Origin of the sequence: Streptococcus oralis (assembly GCF_026782285.1) — a bacterium.
GTDB classification, from domain to species: domain Bacteria; phylum Bacillota; class Bacilli; order Lactobacillales; family Streptococcaceae; genus Streptococcus; species Streptococcus oralis_CG.
Genome location: NZ_JAKUWG010000003.1, coordinates 364,895 through 384,134, shown reverse-complemented (window position 1 = coordinate 384,134; position 19,240 = coordinate 364,895). Strand labels below are relative to the sequence as shown.

19 protein-coding genes are annotated in these 19,240 nt (G+C 38.9%); 14 read left to right on the top strand and 5 right to left on the bottom strand.

What is annotated here, in order from left to right; translation table 11 throughout:
• Positions 1-40: 40 nt before the first annotated feature.
• Positions 41-1,663 (bottom strand): ATP-binding cassette domain-containing protein, encoded by a 1,623-nt coding sequence (locus MK403_RS04165; protein ID WP_000958793.1) that lies wholly within the window; start codon positions 1,661-1,663, stop codon positions 41-43.
• A gap of 195 nt (positions 1,664-1,858) precedes the next feature.
• On the opposite strand from MK403_RS04165, the gene trpS reads away from it, so the two are divergent.
• Together trpS and guaB are read left to right on the top strand one after the other, a co-directional pair.
• Positions 1,859-2,884: a tryptophan--tRNA ligase gene (trpS, locus tag MK403_RS04160; RefSeq protein WP_268709038.1), complete on the top strand. Its 1,026-nt coding sequence runs from the start codon at positions 1,859-1,861 to the stop codon at positions 2,882-2,884.
• A 162-nt stretch (positions 2,885-3,046) separates the two neighbouring features.
• On the top strand, positions 3,047-4,525 hold the full coding sequence (guaB, locus tag MK403_RS04155) for an IMP dehydrogenase (RefSeq protein WP_000073418.1): 1,479 nt from the start codon (positions 3,047-3,049) through the stop codon (positions 4,523-4,525).
• Positions 4,526-4,577: 52 nt separating this feature from the next.
• Here the strand turns inward: guaB and recF are convergent, their stop codons facing one another.
• On the bottom strand, positions 4,578-5,675 hold the full coding sequence (recF, locus tag MK403_RS04150) for a DNA replication/repair protein RecF (RefSeq protein WP_268709037.1): 1,098 nt from the start codon (positions 5,673-5,675) through the stop codon (positions 4,578-4,580).
• 2 nt (positions 5,676-5,677) lie between these two features.
• Entirely contained in the window at positions 5,678-6,046 is a 369-nt protein-coding gene (yaaA, locus tag MK403_RS04145) for a S4 domain-containing protein YaaA (protein WP_268709036.1), read from the bottom strand.
• Positions 6,047-6,206: 160 nt separating this feature from the next.
• Between yaaA and yfmF the strand changes: the two genes are divergently transcribed.
• From yfmF to tsf, 12 genes are all read left to right on the top strand, one after another.
• Positions 6,207-7,457 (top strand): EF-P 5-aminopentanol modification-associated protein YfmF, encoded by a 1,251-nt coding sequence (gene yfmF, locus MK403_RS04140; protein WP_268709035.1) that lies wholly within the window; start codon positions 6,207-6,209, stop codon positions 7,455-7,457.
• Complete coding sequence (gene yfmH / locus MK403_RS04135; RefSeq protein WP_125416148.1) at positions 7,454-8,737, top strand: EF-P 5-aminopentanol modification-associated protein YfmH; 1,284 nt, start codon at positions 7,454-7,456, stop codon at positions 8,735-8,737. The genes yfmF and yfmH overlap by 4 nt, the downstream gene beginning before the upstream one ends.
• Positions 8,738-8,772: 35 nt before the next feature.
• On the top strand, positions 8,773-9,597 hold the full coding sequence (gene rodZ / locus MK403_RS04130) for a cytoskeleton protein RodZ (RefSeq protein ID WP_268709034.1): 825 nt from the start codon (positions 8,773-8,775) through the stop codon (positions 9,595-9,597).
• 10 nt (positions 9,598-9,607) lie between these two features.
• On the top strand, positions 9,608-10,153 hold the full coding sequence (pgsA, locus tag MK403_RS04125; protein WP_000712149.1) for a CDP-diacylglycerol--glycerol-3-phosphate 3-phosphatidyltransferase: 546 nt from the start codon (positions 9,608-9,610) through the stop codon (positions 10,151-10,153).
• Positions 10,150-10,977, top strand: a complete 828-nt coding sequence (locus MK403_RS04120) for an energy-coupling factor ABC transporter ATP-binding protein (RefSeq protein ID WP_268709033.1) — start codon at positions 10,150-10,152, stop codon at positions 10,975-10,977. The genes pgsA and MK403_RS04120 overlap by 4 nt, the downstream gene beginning before the upstream one ends.
• Entirely contained in the window at positions 10,962-11,801 is an 840-nt protein-coding gene (locus tag MK403_RS04115; protein WP_268709032.1) for an energy-coupling factor transporter ATPase, read from the top strand. The genes MK403_RS04120 and MK403_RS04115 overlap by 16 nt, the downstream gene beginning before the upstream one ends.
• A complete protein-coding gene (locus tag MK403_RS04110; protein WP_038804767.1) occupies positions 11,794-12,588 on the top strand; it encodes an energy-coupling factor transporter transmembrane component T family protein in 795 nt (264 codons plus the stop codon). The genes MK403_RS04115 and MK403_RS04110 overlap by 8 nt, the downstream gene beginning before the upstream one ends.
• A 59-nt stretch (positions 12,589-12,647) precedes the next feature.
• Positions 12,648-13,463 carry a rod shape-determining protein MreC gene (gene mreC / locus MK403_RS04105; RefSeq protein ID WP_268709031.1) on the top strand — a complete coding sequence of 272 codons (816 nt, stop codon included), beginning with the start codon at positions 12,648-12,650 and terminating at the stop codon, positions 13,461-13,463.
• A 2-nt stretch (positions 13,464-13,465) separates the two neighbouring features.
• A complete protein-coding gene (gene mreD / locus MK403_RS04100; RefSeq protein ID WP_001237918.1) occupies positions 13,466-13,960 on the top strand; it encodes a rod shape-determining protein MreD in 495 nt (164 codons plus the stop codon).
• Between the two features lie 93 nt (positions 13,961-14,053).
• Positions 14,054-15,259: a peptidoglycan hydrolase PcsB gene (pcsB, locus tag MK403_RS04095; protein ID WP_268709030.1), complete on the top strand. Its 1,206-nt coding sequence runs from the start codon at positions 14,054-14,056 to the stop codon at positions 15,257-15,259.
• A gap of 222 nt (positions 15,260-15,481) precedes the next feature.
• Positions 15,482-16,261 (top strand): 30S ribosomal protein S2, encoded by a 780-nt coding sequence (gene rpsB, locus MK403_RS04090; RefSeq protein ID WP_084974705.1) that lies wholly within the window; start codon positions 15,482-15,484, stop codon positions 16,259-16,261.
• Positions 16,262-16,339: 78 nt separating this feature from the next.
• Positions 16,340-17,380, top strand: a complete 1,041-nt coding sequence (gene tsf / locus MK403_RS04085; protein WP_235097559.1) for a translation elongation factor Ts — start codon at positions 16,340-16,342, stop codon at positions 17,378-17,380.
• A 114-nt stretch (positions 17,381-17,494) separates the two neighbouring features.
• Here tsf and cysK read toward each other — a convergent pair whose 3' ends face one another.
• Both cysK and MK403_RS04075 read right to left on the bottom strand, forming a co-directional pair.
• Entirely contained in the window at positions 17,495-18,421 is a 927-nt protein-coding gene (gene cysK, locus MK403_RS04080) for a cysteine synthase A (protein ID WP_125449743.1), read from the bottom strand.
• Between the two features lie 155 nt (positions 18,422-18,576).
• Entirely contained in the window at positions 18,577-19,212 is a 636-nt protein-coding gene (locus MK403_RS04075; RefSeq protein ID WP_268709029.1) for a YigZ family protein, read from the bottom strand.
• Positions 19,213-19,240: the final 28 nt, after the last annotated feature.

Here is a 19,240-nt window from a genome sequence, read left to right as displayed (position 1 = left end):
AAACTCAGTTGGTTACCCCAACTGAGTTTTGAAGTCTTATCTAGTCTTTCCAAAGTTCTTTAACTTTTGCTTGTACTTCTGCATTTTCTAGGAATTCATCATAGGTTTCATCGATACGATCAATGACGCCATTCTTAGACAAAACAATGATATGATTTGCCAAAGTTTGGATAAACTCGTGGTCATGACTGGCAAAGATGATTGATTCTTTAAAGTTTTTCAATCCATCGTTCAAGCTTGAGATAGATTCCAAGTCCAAGTGATTTGTTGGATCATCAAGTACAAGGACATTTGATTTCAAGAGCATGAGTTTTGAAAGCATGACACGTACTTTTTCTCCCCCTGACAAGACGTTTACAGGTTTGTTAACCTCATCTCCAGAAAAGAGCATACGACCAAGGAAACCACGTAGGAAGGTATTGTCATCTTCTTCTTTACTTGCAAATTGACGCAACCAGTCAAGGATTGACTCTCCTCCTGCAAAATCAGCCGAGTTGTCTTTTGGCAAGTAAGAACGGCTAGTAGTAACTCCCCACTTGACAGTTCCTTCATAGTCGATGTCACCCATAATTGCACGAATTAATGCAGTCGTTTGGATGTCATTTTGTCCAATAAGAGCTGTCTTATCACCTGGACGCAAGATGAAACTAATATTGTCTAGGATAGTTTCGCCATCAATCTTTACAGTTAGATTTTCTACTGTCAAGAGATCATTACCAATCTCACGTTCTGCTTTAAAGTTGATAAATGGGTATTTACGACTAGATGGCACAATCTCTTCTAATTCAATCTTGTCAAGCATTTTTTTACGAGACGTTGCTTGTCTTGATTTAGAAGCATTAGCAGAGAAGCGAGCAACGAATTCCTGTAATTGCTTAATTTTTTCTTCTGCCTTAGCATTACGGTCTGCTAGCAATTTAGCAGCAAGCTCAGAAGATTCCTTCCAGAAGTCGTAGTTTCCGACATAGAGTTTGATTTTTCCAAAGTCAAGGTCGGCCATATGAGTACACACTTTGTTTAAGAAGTGACGGTCGTGGGATACTACGATAACGGTGTTATCAAAATCAATCAAGAAGTCTTCTAGCCAAGTAATCGATTGGATATCTAAACCATTGGTTGGCTCGTCCAAAAGAAGAACATCAGGTTTACCAAATAAGGCTTTAGCAAGGAGAACCTTCACTTTTTCACCATTGGCCAATTCGCTCATGTTTTGATAGTGCAATTCTTCTGGAATGTTTAGGTTTTGAAGTAGTTGAGACGCTTCACTTTCTGCTTCCCAACCTCCAAGTTCAGCAAATTCACCTTCGAGTTCGGCTGCACGAACACCATCTTCATCTGAAAAATCTTCCTTCATGTAAATGGCGTCTTTTTCTTTCATGATGTTGTAAAGTTTTTCATTTCCCATAATAACGACATCAATAACTCGCTCATCTTCATAGTCAAAATGATTTTGACGGAGAACAGAGAGACGTTCATCTGGACCAAGAGAGATGTGACCAGTTGTTGGCTCGATATCACCAGCTAAGATTTTTAAGAATGTAGACTTCCCAGCACCATTAGCACCAATTAATCCGTATGTATTTCCTTCTGTAAATTTGATATTGACATCATCAAAAAGTTTGCGATCACTAAAACGTAGTGAAACATCAGATACTGTAAGCAATGTTTTTCTCCTATAATATGTAATATATTTATTCTACTAGAAAAGAGAGAAATATTCAAATTTTTGTTTGTCAATTTTATGTCAATTAAGTTTACAGGTTTGTTTACAATGAGTTAGTTGTTTGATTTAAATAATTTTCTGTTATTTTAACAAAAAAATGCTATAATTGAAGAGACCATTTCGGAGGAGAAAAAAATGACGAAACCCATTATTTTAACAGGAGATCGCCCAACAGGAAAACTGCATATTGGACATTATGTTGGGAGTCTTAAAAATAGAGTATTACTGCAGGAAGAAGACAAGTATGAGATGTTTGTTTTTTTGGCGGACCAACAAGCATTGACAGATCACGCCAAAGACCCTCAAACGATTGTAGAATCGATTGGGAATGTTGCCTTGGATTATCTAGCAGTTGGATTGGATCCAAGTAAATCAACTATCTTTATTCAAAGCCAGATTCCAGAGTTGGCTGAACTGTCTATGTACTATATGAATTTGGTGTCACTAGCTCGTTTGGAACGGAATCCGACAGTAAAAACAGAGATTGCTCAAAAAGGGTTTGGAGAAAGTATTCCGACAGGATTTTTGGTTTATCCGATTGCGCAAGCAGCAGATATTACTGCCTTCAAGGCTAATTATGTTCCTGTTGGGACAGATCAGAAACCAATGATTGAGCAGACTCGCGAGATTGTTCGTTCTTTTAACAACGCATATAACTGTGATGTTTTGGTGGAACCAGAAGGTATTTATCCAGAAAATGAGAGAGCAGGACGTTTGCCTGGGTTAGATGGAAATGCTAAAATGTCTAAATCCCTTAATAATGGTATTTATCTAGCTGATGATGCGGATACGTTGCGTAAAAAAGTCATGAGTATGTATACTGATCCGGATCATATTCGAGTAGAGGATCCAGGTAAGATTGAAGGAAATATGGTTTTCCATTATCTAGACGTGTTTGGCCGTCCAGAAGATGCTCAAGACATTGCAGATATGAAAGAACATTATCAACGTGGTGGTCTTGGTGATGTGAAGACGAAACGTTATCTACTTGAAATATTAGAACGCGAACTTGGCCCTATTCGTGAGCGCCGTATCGAATTTGCTAATGATATGGGCGAAGTGTACAATATGCTTCAAAAAGGTAGTGAAAAAGCGCGTGAGGTTGCGGGGCAAACTCTATCTGAAGTTAAGGGAGCAATGGGACTAAATTATTTTAAATAATAGATAAAATATGAATCGTAAAACTATCTCTTCCATAGAATCACAGGGATAGTTTTTTTATGTTTTCTGTTATAAATATAATTGACAAATTTTCATAGAATGGTATGATAGATACAATACAAAAAGAGTCAAGCTCAAAAAGAAAGAAAAGAGGAAACTTCAATGTCTAATTGGGACACTAAATTTTTGAAAAAAGGTTTTACCTTTGATGATGTATTGCTCATTCCAGCAGAAAGTCATGTGTTGCCGAATGATGCTGATTTAACAACAAAATTGGCAGATAATCTGACTTTAAATATCCCAATTATAACAGCCGCGATGGATACAGTCACAGAAAGTCAAATGGCCATTGCTATTGCTCGTGCAGGTGGTCTTGGAGTAATCCATAAAAATATGTCTATTGCGCAACAGGCAGATGAAGTTCGCAAGGTAAAACGTTCTGAAAATGGTGTTATTATTGATCCATTCTTCTTGACTCCAGAACACACTATTGCTGAAGCGGACGAACTGATGGGACGCTACCGTATCAGTGGTGTTCCAGTTGTGGAAACACTTGAAAATCGTAAATTGGTTGGTATTTTGACAAACCGAGATCTTCGCTTTATTTCAGATTACAATCAGCCAATCTCAAACCACATGACCAGCGAAAATCTTGTTACTGCTCCTGTTGGTACAGATCTTGCAACAGCTGAAAGCATTCTTCAAGAACACCGTATTGAAAAACTTCCTTTAGTAGACGAAGAAGGTCGTCTTTCTGGCTTGATTACTATTAAAGATATTGAAAAAGTGATTGAATTTCCAAATGCAGCAAAAGATGAGTTTGGTCGTCTTCTAGTTGCTGGTGCGGTAGGTGTCACTTCAGATACATTTGAACGTGCCGAAGCCCTTTTTGAAGCAGGTGCTGATGCAATTGTTATTGATACTGCGCATGGTCATTCTGCAGGTGTCTTGCGTAAAATTGCTGAGATTCGTGCTCATTTCCCAGATCGCACTTTGATTGCTGGTAATATTGCAACAGCTGAGGGTGCACGCGCACTTTATGAAGCGGGTGTAGACGTTGTTAAGGTTGGTATTGGACCAGGTTCTATCTGTACAACTCGTGTGATTGCAGGTGTCGGTGTACCACAAGTAACAGCAATCTACGATGCAGCTGCAGTTGCGCGTGAATATGGAAAAACAATCATTGCAGATGGTGGAATCAAGTACTCTGGAGATATTGTAAAAGCCCTTGCTGCAGGTGGAAATGCAGTTATGCTTGGATCAATGTTTGCTGGAACAGACGAAGCACCAGGTGAAACTGAAATCTTCCAAGGACGTAAATTCAAGACTTACCGTGGTATGGGATCAATCGCAGCAATGAAGAAAGGTTCAAGCGATCGTTACTTCCAAGGTTCTGTCAATGAAGCGAACAAACTTGTTCCAGAAGGAATTGAAGGTCGTGTTGCTTATAAAGGCGCAGCAGCTGATATCGTCTTCCAAATGATTGGTGGTATCCGTTCTGGTATGGGTTATTGTGGTGCAGCTAACCTTAAAGAATTGCACGACAACGCTCAATTTATTGAAATGTCTGGGGCTGGTCTAAAAGAAAGCCATCCTCATGATGTACAAATCACTAATGAAGCACCAAACTACTCTATGTAAGAAGTAGAAAAGAACTCCTGAAAATCAGGAGTTCTTTTTGTTTACAAAATTGTCAATGTGGGTTTACAGATACTTTACCATTTTGGATATTGAAGATACTAAGATTTTCTGGCAAATTTTGCAAGTGGTCTAAACTTGTTGTTGTGATAAAGGTTTGGATAGATTGTGAAATCGTTTCTAATAATTTTAGTTGTCTAGTGTTGTCAAGTTCGCTCATAACATCGTCAAGTAATAATATTGGAGATTCTTTAGTAATACTTTCCATTAACTCTATTTCTGCTAATTTTATAGAGAGTACAAGACTACGATGTTGACCCTGACTTCCAAAACTAGCGTCCATACCATTGATATAGAAAGAAATGTCATCTCGATGAGGGCCGACACCAGTATTCTTTTTATATAAATCTCTTGATCTACTTTTTTCTAAAGCCATTTTAAAAGAACTTGTTAGCTGTTTTTCATCAGTGAAGTTGACAGATGATTGATAAGAAATTGACAACTCTTCTAATTGGTTCGAAATTTCTAAGTGTTTTTTTTGACCAAATTTTTCTAAATCTTTAATGAATTTTATCCGATGCTTTATGACGCGACAACCATACTCTACCAACTGATCATCTAAGACTGACAGAAATGTTTCGTCAATATTTTGGCTGGATTTTAGGTACGTATTTCTTTGCTTGAGTATATGGTTGTAGTTTGACAGGTCTGACAAGTAAATTGGTTTAATTTGTCCCAGTTCGATGTCTATAAATTTTCGACGGACAGAAGGTGCCCCCTTAATTAGCTGGAGATCTTCAGGTGCGAAGAGGACAACATTCATATGTCCGATATAGTCTGATAGGCGAGCTTGTTTTAAGTGATTGACTTTAGTCACACGCCCTTTTGGTGTTAAATCAATTTCTAGAGGGATAGAACCTGTTTTTTTCTGTAGCAAGCCAGAAAGATGGAGTTGTTCTTCATCAAAATGAATGAGATTTTTATCTGTACGAGTCCGATGACTACGTGTCAAGGCTAAGAAATAGATTGCTTCTAGAATATTGGTTTTTCCTTGTGCATTTTGACCTAGAAAGACATTTAATTTTGGATTGAAATCAATTTTTGTCTCTTTGTAGTTTCGAAAGGTTTTTATTGTTAAATGTTGGAGCCACATGATTATCTTCCTGGAAAACGTGGAGCTTGTTTGGTTTTAGGTGATAAAGTGGTTTTTTGTTTTTCTTTCTTTACACCCTTGTTCATCTCTTTGACAAGTTTAGCAATTCGCTCTTTTTCAATCTTATCTGTTTGGTATTCTTCTTGCTCTTTTAAACTTGGTTGTGTCAAGGTGATGTCAATTTTTAAATCAGGGATGTCAATCGTATCTCCAATACGGATTTTTTTCCCACGTCTACTTTCTAATTCACCATTAAAGTAAACTTGATGCTCCATTAAAAAGGATTTGATAGCACCGCCGCTTTGTATAATTCCAAGCTCTTTTAGGAGGGCTTGGAGCGTAATAAATTCTTCAAATAATTTGTATTCCATAATTCACCTCAATCTAAGGTATTATACCATATTTTCCCTGAAATAACTGAAGGAAAGTCAGTCAAAATGAAAACGATTTTACTTTTGAAAGCTATAAAGAGAACAAGAAAAATTTTGATTTTCGTGGTATAATAGAACTCTATATGTAAGGAGGTAAGGTATGGAGTTGGTGCCTGGAATTTCAGCACATTTTGTTCAATCCAAAAAGTTTAAAACAAATAAAATCACTATTCGTTTTACTGCTCCCTTATCTCTTGAGACAATAGCGGGACGCATGTTAAGTGCAAGTATGTTGGAAACTGCCAATAAAGCTTACCCAACATCTCAAGCTTTTCGCAGATATTTGGCAAGTTTGTATGGAACAGATATTTCTACGAGTGCTTATCGTAGGGGACAGGTACATATTCTTGACCTAACATTTACCTATGTGAGGGATGATTTTTTAAGTAAAAAGAATGTCTTGACTTCTCAAATTTTTGAACTGGTGAGACAGACTTTATTTGCCCCCTTAGCTCAAGATGGTGCTTTTGAGCCAGCCTTATTTGAAATTGAAAGAAAACAGTTATTGGCTAGTTTGGCTACTGATATGGATGATTCATTTTATTTTGCTCATAAGGAGTTGGATAGCTTGTTCTTCCGTGATGAGCGTCTTCAATTGAGATACAGTGATTTACGAAAACGTATTTCAAATGAGTCTCCAAAAAGTAGTTACACTTGCTTTCAAGATACTCTGAAAAATGATCGAATTGATTTCTTTTTCTTGGGTGATTTTAATGAAGTAGAAGTGAAGGAGTGGTTGAGGTCATTCTCCTTTACTGGGCGTCAAATCGATGTCAAGCCTCAGTACAAACAACCATATTCAAATGTCCTTCGGGAAGGAATGGTTCGTAAGAATGTGGGCCAATCTGTTTTGGAATTGGCTTACCATTGTTCTACGAGCTATGGAGACAAGCATCATTTGGCCATGGTAGTAATGAATGGTCTGTTAGGTGGTTTTGCTCACTCTAAGCTTTTTACAAATGTTCGGGAAAATGCTGGTCTAGCCTACACTATCTCCAGTCAATTGGATTTATTTAGTGGTCAATTGAGGATGTATGCTGGCATTGATCGGGAAAAGCGCAATCAAGCCAGAAAATTGATGAATCATCAATTACTTGAACTAAAGAAAGGTAATTTTACAGATTTGGAGATTGAACAGACTAAGGAGATGATTCGCAGAACCTTATTGCTTGCGCAAGATAGTCAGAGCTCACTAATCGAGCGAGTTTACTTGAATAGTTTGTTAGGGAAATCTACATCAGATTTTGACAATTGGATTGAAAAATTAAATCAAGTTGATAAAGAAGCTATCTGCAAAGCAGCAAATAGTGTTCGGTTACAAGCGATATACTTTATGGAAGGAATAGAATGATACCAGTTACCTTTGAAGAAAAATACTATCCTGCCATAAAGGAGACGGTTTATCAGACTCGTCTATCAAATGGATTGACAGTGTCTCTCCTTCCTAAGAAACAATTTAATGAAGTTTACGGAGTTGTAACAGTTCGAATTGGATCAGTAGACACAAGCTTTACACTATCTAAAAAAGGTTTACAGTGTTATCCAGCTGGAATTGCACATTTTCTTGAACATAAACTATTTGAGAGAGAAAATGCTGAAGATATTATGGAGTCTTTTACACGCTTGGGAGCTGATAGCAATGCTTTTACGAGTTTTACAAAGACGAGCTATTTGTTTTCAACAATAGATCATTTATCAGAAAATTTGGATTTGCTTGAGGAGTTGGTAACAGTTGCTCATTTTACAGAAGAGTCAGTTGAGCGAGAGAGGGAAATTATCCAACAGGAACGTGAGATGTACCAAGATGATCCAGATTCGCGTCTGTTTTTTGCAACATTAGCAAATCTTTATCCCAATACTCCTCTGGCAGCAGATATTGTTGGAAGTGAAAAGTCAATTAACAATATCCAGCTAAATGACTTAAAAAATAACTTTACAGCCTTTTACAAACCTGTAAATATGTCTTTGTTTTTAGTTGGGAATTTTGATGTAGATACAGTTGAGAACTATTTTTTGCAAAAGAAACTTAGAAACTTGGAAGAAATGGTAGTAAGGAAGGAGAAGCTTACTTTACAAGCTGTCAAAGAAACAGATAACCTTCGGATGGAAGTCTCTTCACCAAAACTTGCTGTTGGAATTAGGGGAGCAGGTGAGGTGGCAGCAGAAGATTGCTACCGTTATAATATTTTGCTAAAATTATTGTTTACGATGATGTTTGGTTGGACTTCTGAGCGATTTCAAAAGTTATATGAGAATGGGAAGTTAGATGCGTCATTGTCACTTGAGGTTGAAGTCAACAGTCGCTTTCATTTTGTGATATTGACAATGGACACGAAAGAGCCTGTTTCTCTGTCGCATCAATTTCGTAAAGCGATTCGTCAGTTTAGTAGTGATGCGGATATTACCGAGGAGCATTTAGATCTTGTTAAGAGTGAGATATTTGGTGAGTTTTTCAGTAGCATGAACTCTTTGGAATTTATTGCAACTCAATACGATCCGATGGATCGCGGAGAAACAATTTTTGATTTTCCAAAAATTTTACAGGAAATTACTTTGGAGGATGTTCTAGAAGCTGGACATCGTTTGATTGATAATGGTGATCTAGTTGATTTCACAATCTTTCCAGCTTAAAAGATGACTAATACTAGAAAGAAGGAATGGTACGTATGAGAAAAAAAACAATTGGTGAGGTTCTGCGTCTAGCCAGAATTAACCAGGGATTGAGTATAGAAGAACTGCAGGCAAAAACGGATATTCAGATGAATTTATTAGAGGCTATGGAGGCTGATGATTTTGATCAACTTCCTAGTCCATTTTATGCTCGTTCTTTTTTGAGAAAATATACCTGGGCGGTTGAATTGGACGAGCGAATCATTTTGGATGCCTATGATTCGGGAAGCATGATTACCTACGAAGAGGTAGATGTTGATGAAGAAGACTTGTCTGGTCGTAGACGATCAAATAAGAAAAAAACGTCTTATCTCCCCTTGTTTTATTTCGTTCTATTTGCTTTGTCGATTTTAATTTTTGTGACTTATTATGTTTGGAATTATATCCAGACTCAACCAACGCGTCCTTCTTCGCCTAATTATAGTGTTGTGAGCTCAACTAGTTCCACAACCTCAACTAGTTCATCTTCTAGTAGTCAGACGTCTAGCCCATCTTCTACTACGGAATCAACTATTACAGTGTCAGGCGAAGGAAACCGCATTGAAGCTCGGTATAAAACGAGTAAGGAAACAGCTACGGTTCAGCTGGCAGTTTCGGATGTAACTAGCTGGGTTAGTGTTTCAGGAAGCGAGCTAGAGGGTGGTGTGACACTATCCGCAGACAATAAAAATGCAAAAACAACAGTTTCAACTAAGAATCCCGTTACTATCACCTTAGGTGTAGTGAAGGGAGTTACTGTGACTGTAGATAATCAAACAGTTGATACTTCCAAGTTGACGACTCAGACTGGAACTGTAACACTTACATTCACTACAGACTAAGGAAGAAACAATGAAAAAAGAACAAATCCCTAATGTATTAACAATTGGTAGAATTCTCTTTATACCTCTCTTTATTCTTATTTTGACTTTGGGCCATTCACAAGGCAGTCACTTGCTGGCAGCAATCATCTTTGCAGTTGCTAGTATAACGGATTATCTCGATGGCTATCTTGCTCGTAAATGGAATGTAGTCAGCAACTTTGGAAAGTTTGCAGATCCGATGGCGGATAAGTTGCTGGTTATGTCAGCTTTTATCATGTTGATTGAGTTAGGTATGGCTCCAGCTTGGGTTGTTGCTATTATCATCTGTCGTGAACTTGCGGTGACAGGCTTGCGTTTGTTGCTTGTTGAGACGGGAGGGACAGTTCTAGCAGCAGCGATGCCAGGGAAAATTAAGACCTTTAGTCAAATGTTTGCCATTATATTTTTGCTCTTACATTGGAATTTAATTGGGCAACTGTTGCTTTATATCGCTTTGTTTTTCACTATCTACTCTGGTTATGATTATTTCAAGGGTAGCGCTCATGTATTCAAAGGGACATTTGGTTCGAAATGAAATCAATTATTGAAGTAAAAGATCTGTCTTTTCGTTATAAGGAAGACCAAGATTATTATGATGTTAATAATGTCTCGTTTCACGTGAAACGGGGAGAATGGCTTTCGATTGTAGGCCATAATGGGAGTGGGAAATCGACAACTATCCGTTTGATTGATGGCTTGCTTGAAGCAGAGTCTGGAGAAATCTGGATAGATGGCCAATTGCTGTCATCGAAGAATGTTTGGGACTTGCGTCGTCAAATTGGTATGGTTTTTCAAAATCCAGATAACCAATTTGTAGGGGCGACTGTTGAAGATGATGTTGCCTTTGGCCTAGAAAATCAGGGACTTCCTCGTGAAGAAATGAAAAAGAGAGTGGCTGAATCTTTGGAGTTGGTAGGTATGCTGGACTTTAAGAAGAGAGAACCAGCTCGTTTGTCTGGTGGACAAAAACAACGGGTGGCTATTGCAGGAGTTGTTGCCCTGAGGCCAGCTATTTTAATTCTGGACGAGGCTACCAGCATGTTGGATCCTGAGGGACGCAGAGAACTGATTCAGACAGTTCAAGAGATTCGAAAAGACCACCAGATGACAGTCGTCTCCATTACGCACGATTTGGAAGAAGTTGCGATGAGTGATCGTGTCTTGGTCATGAAAAAAGGCCAAGTGGAGTCAACCAGCAGCCCAAGAGAACTTTTTTCTCGGGATGACCTTGACCAGATAGGGTTAGATGAGCCTTTTACTAATCAATTGAGAGAATCTTTGAGAGAAACTGGATATCAGTTGCCAGATGGCTATTTGACAGAAGGAGAGCTAGAGGACAAGTTATGGGAATTACTCTAGAAAATGTGAGCTTTACCTATCAAGAGGGGACTCCCCTATCTTCATCAGCTTTGACTGATGTTTCCTTGACGATTGAGGATGGTTCCTATACAGCTTTAGTAGGACACACGGGTAGTGGGAAATCAACGATTTTACAGCTTTTAAATGGCCTATTGGTACCAAGTAAGGGTTCTGTTCGAGTTTTCGATACTGTCATTACTCCTATATCAACCAATAAAGAAATTCGCCAGATTCGAAAGCAAGTCGGTCTAGTGTTTCAATTTGCTGAAAATCAGATTTTTGAAGAGACTGTTTTGAAAGATGTTGCATTTGGACCGCAAAATTTTGGAGTTTCTGAGGAAGAGGCCAAGAAAATTGCGCGTGAAAAGTTAGCCTTGGTAGGCATCAATGAGTCACTCTTTGAGCGCAGTCCTTTTGAACTTTCGGGTGGTCAGATGAGACGTGTAGCTATAGCAGGTATGCTAGCCATGGAGCCAACTGTCTTGGTTTTGGATGAGCCAACAGCAGGGCTAGATCCTCTGGGCAGAAAAGAATTGATGAACTTGTTTAAAGAACTTCACCTTGCTGGAATGACAATCGTTCTGGTAACGCATTTGATGGATGATGTAGCTGAGTATGCTGATCAGGTCTATGTTATGGAAAAGGGGCGTTTAGTCAAAAGTGGTAAACCGAGCGAAGTTTTCCAAGATGTAGTCTTTATGGAAAATGTGCAGTTAGGTGTGCCTAAAATCACAGCCTTTTGCAAACGTTTGGCAGATAGAGGTATAGCTTTTAAAAAACTGCCAATCAAGATAGAGGAGTTTAAGGAGTCGCTAAATGGATAGTATGATTTTAGGGCGTTATATACCAGGAGATTCCATTATTCATCGCTTGGATCCCCGTAGTAAATTGCTTGCTATGATCCTGTTGATTTTGATTGTATTTTGGGCCAATAATCCCCTTGCCAATCTAATTCTTTTTGTAGCGACAGGTATATTTATCGCTTTGTCGGGCGTTTCTCTCTCATTTTTCGTTCAGGGATTAAAGTCCATGTTCTTCTTGATTGCCTTTACGACTCTATTTCAACTCTTTTTCATTTCAAGTGGAAATGTCTTATTTGAGTTTTCTTTTATAAGAATAACGGATTATGCTTTGCAACAAGCGGGAATCATTTTCTGTCGTTTTGTGTTGATTATTTTCTTTTCAACCTTGCTGACATTAACGACCATGCCTTTGAGTCTGGCAGCTGCAGTTGAAGCTCTTTTAGCACCGCTGAAACGCGTGAAAGTTCCCGTTCATGAAATTGGTCTCATGTTATCAATGAGTTTGCGTTTTGTTCCAACCTTGATGGATGACACAACGAGAATTATGAATGCTCAGAAAGCTCGTGGAGTTGACTTTGGCGAAGGTAGCATCGTTCAAAAAGTAAAGGCTATGATTCCAATTTTAATTCCTCTTTTTGCTACGAGCTTAAAGCGTGCAGATTCATTGGCAATAGCCATGGAAGCGCGTGGTTATCAGGGAGGAAAGGGGAGAAGCCAGTATAGACAGTTGAGATGGAGTCAAAAGGATACACTAGCAATTCTTGTGATTTTGGTGCTGGGATGTCTCTTATTTTTCTTAAAATCTTAGTGGATTCGTAAGATTGATAAAAAATCACAGTAGTAGATCTTTAGTAAAAAGGTAGGAATATGAACCGTTTTAAAAAATCAAAATATCTAATCATCGTTTTTGTCACAGTTCTGGCAGTTTCTGTACTATTAGTGACAACCTATTCAAGTGCTATTGTGACAAAACTAGGAGATGGCATTTCCTTAGTAGATAGAATTGTTCAAAAACCCTTTCAGTGGTTTGATACTTTCAAATCGGATTTGGGACATTTGACGCAGACCTACAATGAAAACGAAAGTCTAAAAAAACAACTTTATCAACTAGAGATAGAATCTAATCAATCAGAACGTTTAAAAACAGAAAATGAACAACTACGTCAGTTGCTGGATATGAAGTCAAAATTGCAGGCAACAAAAACCATTGCAGCAGATGTGATTATGCGTGCTCCAGTATCTTGGAAGCAAGAGTTAACAATTGATGCGGGAAGTTCAAAAGGAGCTTCTGAAAATATGTTAGTCATTGCAAACGGTGGCTTGGTTGGTAGTGTTTCAAAGGTGGAAGATCATTCAACAACTGTCAATCTTTTAACCAACGCTGAAAACACGGATAAGATCTCTGTTAAAATCCAACATGGTTCTACTGAAATTTACGGAATTATCGTTGGTTATGACAAGGAATCTGAACTGCTTAAAATTAGTCAATTGAATAGTAATAGTGACATCAGTGCTGGAGACAAGGTGACTACAGGTGGGCTAGGAAACTTTAATGTCAAAGATATTCCTGTTGGAGAGATTGTTGGTACAACGCACAGCAGTGACTATCTAACACGAGAGGTAACTGTAAAGTTAAGTGCTGATATCAAAGATCTTCATGTGGTAGAGTTAGTGGGGAATTAGCAATGAGATTGTTAAAACAAATTGGTATTTTCTTTTTACTCCCTTTTGTTGTGCTAATTGATGCTCATATTGGACAACTGGTGGGATCCTTTTTCCCCCACTTTCATTTAGCCAGTCATTTTCTGTTTTTGTTTCTCTTATTTGAGACAATTGAGGTTTCAGAATATCTCTACCTAGCCTATTGTTTTATAGTGGGTTTGGTTTACGATATCTATTTTTTCCACTTGATTGGAATTGCCACGCTTTTGTTTATCTTGATAGGTGCTTCGCTCCACAAGTTCAATAGCGTGATTTTGACAAATCGTTGGACAAGGATGTTGACCATTATTGTGATCAGTTTTCTGTTTGATATGGGGAGCTATCTTTTGGCTCTTGCCGTAGGACTGACTGTAGATTCCATGCCGGTATTCATCGTCTATAGCCTTGTCCCATCAATGATTCTGAACTTCTTATGGATTGTCATTTTTCAATTTATTTTTGAAAAAATTTATCTATAAGAAAGAAATATAAATGTAACAAAGGCGTAATATTTATTATGTCTTTTTTTGGTATACTAGTAATGTCTCAAATAGAAGGAGTATCGACAGAATATGAAGAAAAAAATCTTAGCGTCACTTTTGTTAAGTACAGTATTGGTCTCACAAACAGCAGTATTGACAACTGTTCGTGCAGAAACAACTGATGAAAAAATTGCTGCTCAAGATAATAAAATTAGCAGTTTAACAGCGCAACAACAAGAAGCTCAAAAGCAAGTGGATCAAATCCAAGGTCAAGTTTCAACAATTCAAGCAGAGCAAGCAAGCTTGCAATCCGAAAACGAAAAATTACAAGCTGAATCTAAAAAACTTGAAGGAGAAATTACAGAGCTTTCTAAAAATATCGTGGCTCGTAATGCTTCTTTAGAAAAACAAGCACGTAGCGCACAGACAAATGGAGCTGCGACTAGCTACATTAATACAATTGTAAATTCAAAATCAATCACAGAAGCCATTTCGCGTGTTGCTGCAATGAGCGAGATTGTATCGGCTAACAACAAAATGTTGGAGCAACAAAAGGCTGATAAAAAAGCAATTTCTGATAAACAAGTAGCCAATAATGAAGCAATCAATACAGTTATTGCGAACCAACAAAAATTGGCTGATGATGCGCAGGTATTGACAACTAAGCAAGCTGAGTTGAAGGTTGCAGAGTTGAATCTTGCTGCTGAGAAAGCTACTGCAGAAGGTGAAAAAGCTAGTTTGCTAGAGCAGAAAGCAGCAGCAGAGGCAGAAGCACGTGCTGCTGCAGAAGCAGAAGCAGCTTACAGAGCACGTCAAACAAGCCAACAGCAGTCAGTTGTTGCTTCTGGAAACACAAGTTTCTCAGCTCAAGTACAAGCAACATCAACAACTGACGAGGAGGATTCAAGCTACACTCCGGCACCTGCGCCAGCGCCTGCTAGACAACGTCCAACTTACAGCTCAAATGCTTCAAGTTATCCAACTGGTGAATGTACTTGGGGAGCTAAAACATTGGCACCTTGGGCAGGAGACTACTGGGGTAATGGAGCTCAGTGGGCAACAAGTGCAGCCGCAGCAGGATTCCGTACAGGATCAACTCCACAAGTTGGTGCGATTGCATGTTGGAATGATGGTGGTTATGGACACGTAGCGGTTGTTACAGCAGTTTCATCATCAACTCGTATTCAAGTATCAGAATCAAACTACGGTGGAGATCGTACAATCGGAAACAAACGTGGATGGTTCAACCCAACTACAACTTCTGAAGGTTACGTAACATACATCTATCCAAACTAATGTATAAAACGAAGAGACTCAATCGAGTCTCTTTTAATGTTTTTATCCGAAAGTCCTACTAAAATTCTACTAAATAGCTTGAAAATACTGTTGAAATATGATAAAATAAAACCTGTCGTGTAAACGATAATACTCATTCTTGATGAATTGTGAAACTGTTGCCCTTGGGTCGTTTTGCAAGTTGAAATCGAGAAGAGGAAAAAACAAAAAGGAGAAATACTCATGGCAGTAATTTCAATGAAACAACTTCTTGAGGCTGGTGTACACTTTGGTCACCAAACTCGTCGCTGGAACCCTAAGATGGCTAAGTACATCTTCACTGAGCGTAACGGAATCCACGTTATCGACTTGCAACAAACTGTAAAATACGCTGACCAAGCATACGACTTTATGCGTGACGCAGCAGCTAACGATGCAGTTGTATTGTTTGTTGGTACTAAGAAACAAGCTGCTGACGCTGTTAAGGAAGAAGCAGAACGTTCAGGTCAATACTTCATCAACCACCGTTGGTTGGGTGGAACTCTTACTAACTGGGGAACTATCCAAAAACGTATCGCTCGTTTGAAAGAAATCAAACGTATGGAAGAAGAAGGAATCTTCGACGTTCTTCCTAAGAAAGAAGTTGCACTTCTTAACAAGCAACGTGCACGTCTTGAAAAATTCTTGGGTGGTATCGAAGACATGCCTCGTATCCCAGATGTAATGTACGTAGTTGACCCGCATAAAGAGCAAATCGCTGTTAAAGAAGCTAAAAAATTGGGTATCCCAGTTGTAGCGATGGTTGACACAAATACTGATCCAGACGATATTGATGTAATCATCCCAGCTAACGATGACGCTATCCGCGCGGTTAAATTGATCACAGCTAAATTGGCTGACGCTATCATCGAAGGACGTCAAGGTGAAGATGCAGCAGCAGTTGAAGCAGAATTTGTAGCTTCAGAAGCTCAAGCAGATTCAATCGAAGAAATCGTTGAAGTTGTAGAAGGCGATAACGCTTAATTCATATAAATAGTAATTACCTAGGAGGGCGGGGCGTAGCCCGGCTCTCCTATTTTTAAAAAATATAGGAGAATCAAAATGGCAGAAATTACAGCTAAACTTGTAAAAGAGTTGCGTGAAAAATCTGGTGCTGGTGTTATGGACGCTAAAAAAGCGCTTGTAGAAACAGACGGCGATATCGAAAAAGCGATTGAATTGCTTCGCGAAAAAGGTATGGCGAAAGCAGCTAAGAAAGCTGACCGCGTTGCTGCAGAAGGTTTGACTGGTGTTTATGTTAACGGTAACGTTGCAGCAGTAATTGAAGTAAATGCTGAAACTGACTTCGTTGCGAAAAACGCTCAATTCGTTGAATTGGTAAATGCAACTGCTAAAGTAATCGCTGAAGGAAAACCAGCTAACAACGAAGAGGCACTTGCTTTGACAATGCCTTCAGGTGAAACTCTTGAAGCAGCTTATGTGTCTGCAACAGCAACTATCGGGGAAAAAATCTCATTCCGTCGTTTTGCTTTGATCGAAAAAACAGATGCACAACACTTTGGAGCTTACCAACACAATGGTGGTCGTATCGGTGTTATCTCAGTTATCGAAGGTGGAGACGAAGCTCTTGCTAAACAATTGTCAATGCACATCGCAGCGATGAAACCAACAGTTCTTTCATACAAAGAATTGGACGCTCAATTCGTTAAAGATGAGTTAGCACAATTGAACCACGTAATCGACCAAGACAACGAAAGCCGTGCAATGGTTAACAAACCAGCCCTTCCACACTTAAAATATGGATCGAAAGCACAATTGACTGAAGAAGTAATCGCTCAAGCTGAAGCTGACATCAAAGCTGAGTTGGCTGCAGAAGGCAAACCAGAAAAAATCTGGGACAAAATCATCCCAGGTAAAATGGATCGCTTCATGCTTGACAACACCAAAGTTGACCAAGCATACACACTTCTTGCTCAAGTCTACATCATGGACGATAGCAAGACAGTTGAAGCATACCTTGATTCAGTTAACGCTTCAGTAGTTGAGTTCGCTCGCTTTGAAGTTGGTGAAGGTATCGAGAAAGCTGCAAATGACTTCGAAGCTGAAGTTGCAGCTACAATGGCAGCAGCCTTGAATAACTAATGATAAAAGAGGAAGCAATTTGCTTCCTTTTTCTTTTGCTGTAGGGAACTTAGATTTTTCTTTAAATTGAACAAAGAAAAAGCCCTATAATAAGGGCTAAGTGCATTTAGGAGACTACACTTCAAATTCATAGAGTGCTGTAGACAGATAACGTTCGCCGTTATCTGGTGCTAAAGCAAGGACTTTCTTACCTGTACCTAATTTTTTGGCAACTTCAATTGCCCCGTAAATCGCTGCAGCTGAGGAAATCCCAACAAGGAAGCCTTCTTTTCCACCAATCTCACGGCCAAGCGTAAGTGCATCATCTGATGTTACACGGACGATACCGTCATAGGCTTTTGTATCAAGTGTATCAGGAATAAATCCAGCTGAGATGCCTTGAATTTTGTGAGGTCCTGGTTTTTCACCAGACAAGATAGCTGACTCGTCTGCCTCAACTGCATAAACTTGAATGTCTGGATTTGCTGCTTTAAGAGCGTGAGAAACACCTGAAATCGTTCCACCAGTACCAACACCACCCACAAAAGCATCTAGTCCATCAGAACCGAAAGCAGCCAGTATTTCAGCTCCTGTTGTTCTTTCGTGTACTTCAGGATTAGCTGGATTGTTAAATTGGAGTGGAAGGAAGCCGTCACGTTCAGCTGCGATCTCCTGAGCCTTGGCAATTGCGCCTTTCATTCCTTCGCTACCAGGAGTAAGGACGAGTTCAGCACCATAGGCTTGGATAATCTTACGTCGTTCCACACTCATCGTTTCGGGCATGACGATAACAACTTTATATCCCTTAGCAGCACCTACCCAAGAAAGTCCGATACCAGTATTTCCACTCGTTGCCTCAACAATGGTAGCACCCGGTTTTAGAATACCATCTTGTTCCGCTTTTTCAATCATGCTAAGGGCAATACGGTCTTTTACTGACGATCCAGGGTTAAAAGCTTCAAGTTTTACATAAACATCTGCAGCACCCTCTGGAACAATGTTGTTAAGTTTAACAATCGGTGTTTGTCCGATTAGTTCAGTGATATTGTTATAAATAGCCATAGATATACCTCTTTGTATAAGATGATACTAGTATAACGCGCTCAAGGCTATTTGTAAAATATAGAAATCCTATCAAAGCGATAGGATTTTTTTATATCAAAGGTCTGAGCTGTAAATCTGCGAATAAATTTAGTAGGTGCTATCTATATTTTTGTTTACACTAAGTTTACAGGAACCTCAACTTCTCGTAAACCTTGATCTGTTAAAGTAATTTTTCCATTAAAAAACTCCACAAGAGCAGCCTTGATATTTTCTTTCTCTTCCTTATCAACATAAATCATCGTATCAACTTGATCTGTGAAATTTGTTTCTAGTTCCATGAGATGATGGTCTCTAAGAAAATTGCCATATTCTTGATACTGAGCATAAGACATTTGAATGGCTATACCAGCCTGCTCTTTGATTTCAATAATGCCAATTTCTTTGACAGCCAAGGCTACACTACCTGCATAAGCACGAATTAAACCACCAGCACCTAGCTTAATTCCTCCGAAGTAGCGAGTAACCACTACGCAGACATTGGTAAGATTGTGATTCTCTAGGACACCAAGCATTGGAACTCCAGCAGTACCACTAGGTTCACCATCATCACTCGTGCGCTTAATCTCACTGCGTTCCCCTATTATAAAAGCAGAGCAGTTATGGGTAGCTTTGTAGTGTTCTTTTTTGATGGTCGTGATGAAATCACGAGCCTCTTCTTCACTATAGACACGCTTTACATGACAGATAAAGCGTGACTTTTTAATTTCTTCTTGGACCTGCCCGTCCTCTTTAATTGTTCTAAATTCCATGATTTTATTGTACTAAAAAAATACCTAA

Excerpts from the sequence above, each read along its gene's own strand:
- trpS (WP_268709038.1), top strand. The coding sequence starts at position 1,859 with ATGACGAAACCCATTATTTTAACAGGAGATCGCCCAACAGGAAAACTG.
- guaB (WP_000073418.1), top strand. The coding sequence starts at position 3,047 with ATGTCTAATTGGGACACTAAATTTTTGAAAAAAGGTTTTACCTTTGAT.
- recF (WP_268709037.1), bottom strand. The coding sequence starts at position 5,675 with ATGTGGCTCCAACATTTAACAATAAAAACCTTTCGAAACTACAAAGAG.
- yaaA (WP_268709036.1), bottom strand. The coding sequence starts at position 6,046 with ATGGAATACAAATTATTTGAAGAATTTATTACGCTCCAAGCCCTCCTA.
- yfmF (WP_268709035.1), top strand. The coding sequence starts at position 6,207 with ATGGAGTTGGTGCCTGGAATTTCAGCACATTTTGTTCAATCCAAAAAG.
- yfmH (WP_125416148.1), top strand. The coding sequence starts at position 7,454 with ATGATACCAGTTACCTTTGAAGAAAAATACTATCCTGCCATAAAGGAG.
- rodZ (WP_268709034.1), top strand. The coding sequence starts at position 8,773 with ATGAGAAAAAAAACAATTGGTGAGGTTCTGCGTCTAGCCAGAATTAAC.
- pgsA (WP_000712149.1), top strand. The coding sequence starts at position 9,608 with ATGAAAAAAGAACAAATCCCTAATGTATTAACAATTGGTAGAATTCTC.
- MK403_RS04120 (WP_268709033.1), top strand. The coding sequence starts at position 10,150 with ATGAAATCAATTATTGAAGTAAAAGATCTGTCTTTTCGTTATAAGGAA.
- MK403_RS04115 (WP_268709032.1), top strand. The coding sequence starts at position 10,962 with ATGGGAATTACTCTAGAAAATGTGAGCTTTACCTATCAAGAGGGGACT.
- MK403_RS04110 (WP_038804767.1), top strand. The coding sequence starts at position 11,794 with ATGGATAGTATGATTTTAGGGCGTTATATACCAGGAGATTCCATTATT.
- mreC (WP_268709031.1), top strand. The coding sequence starts at position 12,648 with ATGAACCGTTTTAAAAAATCAAAATATCTAATCATCGTTTTTGTCACA.
- mreD (WP_001237918.1), top strand. The coding sequence starts at position 13,466 with ATGAGATTGTTAAAACAAATTGGTATTTTCTTTTTACTCCCTTTTGTT.
- pcsB (WP_268709030.1), top strand. The coding sequence starts at position 14,054 with ATGAAGAAAAAAATCTTAGCGTCACTTTTGTTAAGTACAGTATTGGTC.
- rpsB (WP_084974705.1), top strand. The coding sequence starts at position 15,482 with ATGGCAGTAATTTCAATGAAACAACTTCTTGAGGCTGGTGTACACTTT.
- tsf (WP_235097559.1), top strand. The coding sequence starts at position 16,340 with ATGGCAGAAATTACAGCTAAACTTGTAAAAGAGTTGCGTGAAAAATCT.
- cysK (WP_125449743.1), bottom strand. The coding sequence starts at position 18,421 with ATGGCTATTTATAACAATATCACTGAACTAATCGGACAAACACCGATT.
- MK403_RS04075 (WP_268709029.1), bottom strand. The coding sequence starts at position 19,212 with ATGGAATTTAGAACAATTAAAGAGGACGGGCAGGTCCAAGAAGAAATT.